Consider the following 6,308-nt stretch of genomic DNA (forward strand, 5'->3'; position numbering starts at 1 on the left):
AAGATAAAAGCGCTGAAATTTTAAAATATGGAATTTATGAACGCTACTAATTTAAAATCTCAGATTGACGCGCTTCGCCAAAGCTCCTCCGCTAACTACGCGAAATGAAAAAGCAAGATTAAATTCTCTCTCGCTCAATGTCACCCGCAAGCAAGCACGGCAAAATATCAAGATTAAATAACATAAGAGATAAAAGAATAAGACAAAAGGAGGAGGCTCAAAGCTTTCTAAAATTCTAGCCTTGTGCGGCGGCGACCGAGCGGCTTTTAAATTTGGCTTTAAACGCAGCGATGCGAATTACGCGCCTTAACTTAAATGCTAAAGCAGCGATAAAATTTAATCGCTGCTTTCATAAATTAAAATTTTAAAGATACTCCGAGCTACACAGCTGCAATAAGTAAATCACCTGCATTTTGATCACCCGCGCCTCGCCTAAATTGCTTAAAATTGCCGATCAAATTTAAGCCGCATACACCTTTATCTGGCGCTTAGTTTAGCTGCGCGGCATAAAAACGCAGATAAAAAATGAAGCACTATTTCGTCTGATTATCCTCGTTTTTTGGTGCGGCAGTGCTTGCATTTATCTCGCTGGCTGCGCTATTTACGGGCTCAGGAACAGAGATTTTTTTCACTGAAGCGGTAAAATTCTGCTCGGCTTCAACGTCGCCTGTTTTTTCGATATATGTAAAATCGCCCATCTTCGTCCACGTTCTAGCTTTAGCTAAAAACGCCTTTTGGCTCTCCCAAATCTCTTTGAAATCGGGATTTTTCTCGCTTTCTTCGGCTAAAATTTCATCCGTCGCCTTGCGAAGCGCACGCATAATTTCAGGCGAAAAAGAGCGAATCTGAACGTTCGGATATTTCTTTTTGATCTCGTCCCAAATTATTACGTTTTTATAAAACGTCTCGTTTTCTGCGTATTCGCGCGCCTTTGCGATAGAGGCTTCCAGGATATTTTGCAAATCCTTAGGTAGCTTCTGCCAAGTTTGTAGATTTATCACTATCTGCTGCTCGCTAGCGGGTTCTTGCCATCCCGTATAATAGTAATTTGCGACCTTGTGAAAGCCTAGAGGTATATCAAAGCTAGGACTTGCCCACTCGACCGCATCGATGGTGCCCATCTCTAGCGCCATATATAGCTCACCTACCGGTATCGTAGCGACTGCGACGCCAAGGCGGCTCATGACCTCCCCGCCAAAGCTTGGAATTCTAAATTTAAGCCCTTTTAAATCGTCTAGCGTATTAATCTCTTTTTTAAACCAACCGCCCATCTGCATACCGCTATTTAGAATATTAAAGACCTTTAGATTGCTTTTAGCATAGAATTTATCCGCTAGCTCCTTGCCTCCGCCGAAGTAATACCAAGCGTGCTGTTCGTCTTTCGTCATACCAAAAGGCACCGTCGTAAACAGCATATTTGCGCTATTTTTACCTTTATAATAGTAGCTCGCAGTATAGCCTAAATCGTATTGTCCGTTTTTGACCATATCATAGATCGCAAAAGGCGCTTTATGCTTGCTAGGCGCGTCGATGCTGATTTTCAGCCTGCCATCAGACATACTATCTGCAAGATCCGCCATACGCTTGGCGACATCGCCTACGATAGGCATACTAAGCTCGTAAGTCTGAGCTAGCTTAAGGTGATAAACTTTCTTATCCGCGCCCCACAGCGACGTGGCTATAATCAAACTTAATCCGACAAGAATCGATTTTTTCATATACTACTCCCAAAATGAAATGGTGCGAATTTTATATAAAATCATCTAAATTCACGCTTTTATAACTAGCTTTTAAGCGAAATTTTCGCACAATTGCAGCCAAATTCGATAAGGAAAGGGCATGCAAGAAAAACATTACGAAGTAATCATCATAGGCGGCGGTATCACGGGCAGCGCGCTAGCGTACGTGCTGGCAGAATTTAGCGGAATCAAAAATATCGCTCTACTTGAAAAATACGAAGGGCTTGCGACGCTAAATTCTAAAGCCAGTGCAAATTCCCAGACGATTCATTGCGGCGACATCGAGACCAACTACGATCTGCAAAAAGCGATCGAAGTCAAGCGCAAGGCGGATATGATCGTGAAATATTGCCAAAAGCACGGATATGAGAATAAATTTTTATTTCAGGGGCAGAAAATGGCTCTTGGCGTGGGCGAAAGTGAGGTAGAGCTAATTAAAGAGCGCTTTGAGAAATTTAAAGAGCTTTATCCGTATTTGCAGCTTTTTGACAAGGAAGAGCTCAAAAAAATCGAGCCCAAGCTAGTTTTTGACGGGCGCGGCGAGGAGCGAGCGGAGGATATCGTAGCAATGGGCGTACAATCGGGAGTTTATACAACGATCGATTACGGCGCGATGGCGAATTCTTTTGTGCAAAACGCTAAAAACGTGGAGGGCAAAACCTGCGATCTGTACCTAAACACCGAAGTGCAAAACATCACGAAGGTAGGCGATAAGTTCTATATCCGCACAGCAAATAGACTCTCGCTAAGCGCTAATTTCGTAGTCGTAGATGCAGGCGCTCACTCGCTGTGGCTAGCGCACAAAATGGGGCTTGGGCAGGATCTTAGCACGATTTGCATCGCGGGCAGCTTCTATCTAACCAAGCAAAAACTTCTAAATGGCAAGGTTTACATGATGCAAAACCCAAAGCTTCCATTTGCTGCGCTTCACGGCGATCCGGATTTGCTCGCAGGCGGCTGCACGAGATTCGGCCCTACCGCACTTACGCTACCAAAGCTTGAACGCTACAAGGGCTGTCGTTCGGTGCCGGAATTTTTTCAATCATTAAATTTTGACATGGACGTAGCCAAGGTCATTTGGCAAAATTTTGGCGATAGCGAGGTAAGGGACTTCTTAATCCGCAATATAGGCTTTGAGATACCGATTTTAGGTAAAAAGCTTTTCGTCAAAAATGCGCGCAAGATCATACCTAGCATCCGCGAGGAGGATATTTACTACGCCAAGGGCTTTGGCGGCGTGCGCCCGCAAGTAATCTCGCACTCGCAAAAAAAGCTGATTTTAGGCGAAGCTAGAATAGGCGAAAATCCGGGGATTATCTTTAATATGACCCCAAGCCCAGGTGCTACGAGCTGCCTAGGTAACGCGCTTCGCGACGCAAAAAGCGCCTGCGAATATTTGGGAGTGAGCTTTGATGATGCAAAATTTGACGCGGAAATGATGCAATAAAGAGGAATTTTTAAATTTCGCTCGGGCAAGAATTTTAAAATTTTACTTCGACGAGGATTTTAAAATTTTGCTCTCGCTTCACGTATATAGAGGATTTTAAAATTTCATTCAAACGCGAATTTTTAGAATTTAACCCACACAGCAAGCTATGAAATTTTAAAATTTCACCATGCCGTAGAATTCTAAAATTCTCGCGCGCCATAAAATTTTAAAATTCCTTCGTCTAGCGAATTTTAAAATTTAGAAATTTCAAAATTTCACGTAAAATTTCGCCTAATGCGGCGATAAATTTTAAATTTAAAGGAGAAAAGATGCTTAAAAAAACCAAAATTTTAGCGACCATCGGGCCCGCAAGCGACAGCGAAGAGATGATGAGCGCGATGGTAAAGGCAGGCTGCAACGCCTTTAGGATGAACTTCAGCCACGGCACGCACGAGTATCACGAGGCAAATTTAAACAAAATTCGCGCCGTAGAAAAGAGCCTGGGCGTGCGCGTAGGCGTCTTTCAGGACATCAGCGGCCCAAAGATCCGCGTCGGCAAGCTCGAGGAAAATTTTAAACTAAAAACGGGCGATAAGATTACTTTCCTTCCTCGCGAAATCATCGGCAAAAAGACTGCAGAAGGCGAATACGAGCTGTGTATCAACCACCCAGAAATTTTGCCGTTAATGAAGGTAGGCGAGTTTATCTACCTCTACGACGGCTCGATCCGCGCCAAGGTAGTCGCGGTAAGCGAGCAAGGCGTGCGAGCGGTGCTCGAAAACGACGGCTTTTTAAGTTCGAATAAGGGGGTGAACTTCCCAAACACTCGCCTAAATATCGACGTCATCACGCAAAAAGACCTCGAGGATCTGCGCTGGGGCGCGGCGCACGGCGTAAATTTCGTAGGCATCTCCTTCGTGCAGTCGCAAAACGACATCCTGCGCGTACGCGAAATTTTAAACTCTCTGGGCTCAAAAGCTAAAATTTACGCCAAGATCGAGAAATTCGACGCGGTCGAAAATATTGAAAAGATCATCGAAGCAAGCGACGGCATAATGGTCGCGCGCGGAGATCTGGGCATCGAGATGCCGTTTTATGAGATCCCGCGCATCCAAAAGCGTATCATCGCCCTAGCCAACGCCCGCTCAAAGCCCGTCATCACCGCCACGCAGATGATGCTTAGCATGACCGAGCACGAGCGCGCCACCAGAGCCGAGATCAGCGACGTCGCAAACGCCGTGCTCGACGGCACCGACGCCGTGATGCTAAGCGAGGAAAGCGCCATCGGCAAAAATCCCGCAGCCGTGGTCGCCGCGATGAGCGAGACGATCCGCGAGACCGAAAAGATCTATCCTTACGATAAATTTAACGATTACGATTTCTACGACGAGACCGATATGATCACCTCAAGCACCGCAGCGCTTGCCGCAAGGCTGGGCGCAGGCGCGATACTTTCGATCACGGGCTCGGGGCGTTCGGCGATAAAACTCGCACGCAACCGCGCTAAAATCGACATCATCGCAATCGCGCACGACGAGCAAACCGCGCACGCGCTAAGTCTCGTGTGGGGCGTAAATCCGGCGATGGTTAAGGAAAAAACGAGCATCAACTCGCTGCTCGCACGTATCATAAACGAGGCTCTGCAGCGCGGGCTCATCGAGGAAGGCGGCACCTACGTGATGACGGCGGGCTTTCAAAGCGGACATCCCGGCAGCACCGACTACATCCGCATCATCAAAAAAGATCAGATCGATTTCTACCGCGACGCGGCGAAAACGGGCTTTGAAAGTAAAATTTAAAGCGTAGCCAAAGGTCATAAAGTCAGAGGCTGCAGCTAAATTTAATTTCGCTACGAGATTATGAGCAGCAACATCGCGTTTATGTCGTGATAGAATTTGCTAAATTTAATTCCATTGCGAGATGACGGAGCAGGATTTTTTAGCCACTAAAACTTTGGTAGCGCTTCGGCGACTTTATTTCGCGCAGACCAAGAACGAACGCGCGAACATTTATGCCTTTGATTTCATGGCTCACCGCGGACTGGCAAATTTATTTTATGCGACACCGCACGGCGCGCCACGACCAGTTTATAGCCGCATTTGGCGCTAAATGGTAAGTATACGACGCTTAAAAGGGTGAAATTTAAATTTAAAATTTGCAGATAAAATTCCGCGTCAAAAAGCCGACGAGAGTGCGACAAGATTATAATTAAAAGGCAAAATTTGAAAACCGAACTAGAAAATCCCGCGCAAGAAACCTTGACGCAAAAGCGAGAATATCCTGGCAAAAATCGCTTCAGCACGCGCAGTCTATGGCTGATATTCGCCGCGATTTTTAGCGCGGTTGCGGCGACGTTTTGCTGCCTGCCCGCGCTTTTATTTTTGATTTTCGGCGCGAGCTTTTCCATTTTTTCAGGCGCGGAGGCGCTGGAAGGTTACCGCGCGCCACTCTCTGTGCTAGCGCTTTTTTGCTTCGCGCTCTCGGCGTTTTTCTTTTTCAAAAAGCCGCGCGCATGCTCGCTGCAAAGCAGGCGCAAAAAATGGATTCTGATCTACGCGCTCTTAGGAGCCTTGCTTGCCTTTATGCTTACATATCCTGAAATTTTAGGAGGGCTTTATGCGTAAAATTTTGTTTTTGATGCTTGGATTTACGGCGCTTTTTGCCGACAAAGAGGTTAAAATTTACGTGGAAAAAATCCACTGCCCGCTTTGCACCGCGATCGTGCGAAAGGCGCTTTTGCAAACACCAGGCGTGATAAGCGCAAAGGTTTCACAGCAGAGCAAAACCGCGACCGTCGCGGCAAAGGATGATGCAAACGAGACCGCGATGCTTGAGGCGATCGCTAAAACGGGCTATGAAGGCGTAATCGTAAAATAAAAATCCCCGGCAAAATTCGGACTAAATTTTAAATAAAATTCTTGCTAAATTTCGGTAAAATTCATGCGACTTTGCGTAAAATTTCATTTTGCGCGGCTTGCCTGCGGCATAAGCTAGCGCGATTGAAATTCTGCGCGTATTTTGCGGAAGCGCTATGTCGGCGCGGTCGCGTTTAAATTTAGCGGTATGTGTCGCCGCATATACTCCGCGCTACAATAAATTCTAAAGGAGCAAACATGCAAAAAAACGAGGTTATGAACGAT

General features: G+C 46.1%; 6 protein-coding genes. 4 read left to right on the forward strand and 2 right to left on the reverse strand.

Annotated features, from left to right (window positions below; translation table 11 throughout):
- Positions 1-533 precede the first annotated feature (533 nt).
- Positions 534-1,718, reverse strand: a complete 1,185-nt coding sequence (gene dctP / locus Q0620_RS03505) for a TRAP transporter substrate-binding protein DctP (RefSeq protein WP_297944883.1) — start codon at positions 1,716-1,718, stop codon at positions 534-536.
- Between the two features lie 121 nt (positions 1,719-1,839).
- Here dctP and Q0620_RS03510 point away from each other — a divergent pair, with 121 nt between their 5' ends.
- Positions 1,840-3,186, forward strand: coding sequence for an FAD-dependent oxidoreductase (locus tag Q0620_RS03510; RefSeq protein WP_298783236.1), 1,347 nt, complete (start codon positions 1,840-1,842; stop codon positions 3,184-3,186).
- A 34-nt stretch (positions 3,187-3,220) separates the two neighbouring features.
- On the opposite strand, the gene Q0620_RS03515 is transcribed toward Q0620_RS03510, so the two are convergent.
- Positions 3,221-3,388 carry a hypothetical protein gene (locus tag Q0620_RS03515; protein WP_298783237.1) on the reverse strand — a complete coding sequence of 56 codons (168 nt, stop codon included), beginning with the start codon at positions 3,386-3,388 and terminating at the stop codon, positions 3,221-3,223.
- A 109-nt stretch (positions 3,389-3,497) separates the two neighbouring features.
- Between Q0620_RS03515 and pyk the strand changes: the two genes are divergently transcribed.
- The 3 genes from pyk (at position 3,498) to Q0620_RS03530 (ending at position 6,045) form a co-directional block, all read left to right on the forward strand.
- Positions 3,498-4,967: a pyruvate kinase gene (gene pyk / locus Q0620_RS03520; protein ID WP_298783238.1), complete on the forward strand. Its 1,470-nt coding sequence runs from the start codon at positions 3,498-3,500 to the stop codon at positions 4,965-4,967.
- Positions 4,968-5,390: 423 nt separating this feature from the next.
- Positions 5,391-5,792 carry an aryl sulfotransferase gene (locus Q0620_RS03525; protein ID WP_297948315.1) on the forward strand — a complete coding sequence of 134 codons (402 nt, stop codon included), beginning with the start codon at positions 5,391-5,393 and terminating at the stop codon, positions 5,790-5,792.
- The gene (locus tag Q0620_RS03530; protein WP_297896513.1) at positions 5,785-6,045 is read left to right on the forward strand and encodes a cation transporter; all 261 of its coding nucleotides are present in this window, start codon (positions 5,785-5,787) and stop codon (positions 6,043-6,045) included. Before Q0620_RS03525 ends, Q0620_RS03530 begins: the two co-directional genes overlap by 8 nt.
- The last annotated feature ends 263 nt before the right edge of the window (positions 6,046-6,308 follow it).

This window comes from uncultured Campylobacter sp. (assembly GCF_938017615.1).
Lineage (GTDB): Bacteria > Campylobacterota > Campylobacteria > Campylobacterales > Campylobacteraceae > Campylobacter_B.